The 255-nt window shown below is 39.6% G+C and carries 1 rRNA gene; it reads left to right on the top strand.

Features of this window, described 5'->3' with window-relative positions:
* Positions 1-190: 190 nt before the first annotated feature.
* A 16S ribosomal RNA gene (locus tag EQG68_RS14940) occupies positions 191-255 on the top strand; the annotation flags it as partial.

The raw sequence follows: 255 nt of genomic DNA, 5'->3' as shown, positions 1-255 counted from the left end.
ACTTTTGCACCCGCTTTGAGAGACAAGCGAAAAAAACAAGAAGAAAACGTTCATAGACATATTGGATTGACAGCACAATTAGACAGCGATGTTTAATTGAAAAAAAGAGAGAGTAAGGCTAATCGAGCGATTAAAGAAAATACCTAGCCAACTTCGTCTACAAAACTGCTAATTTATTAGCGAACAATATACGATGAAGAGTTTGATCCTGGCTCAGGATGAACGCTAGCGGCAGGCCTAACACATGCAAGTCGA

The sequence above is a fragment of the Flavobacterium piscinae genome, assembly GCF_004122145.1.
Lineage (GTDB): Bacteria > Bacteroidota > Bacteroidia > Flavobacteriales > Flavobacteriaceae > Flavobacterium > Flavobacterium piscinae.
This window is presented reverse-complemented; position numbering and strand designations above follow the sequence as displayed.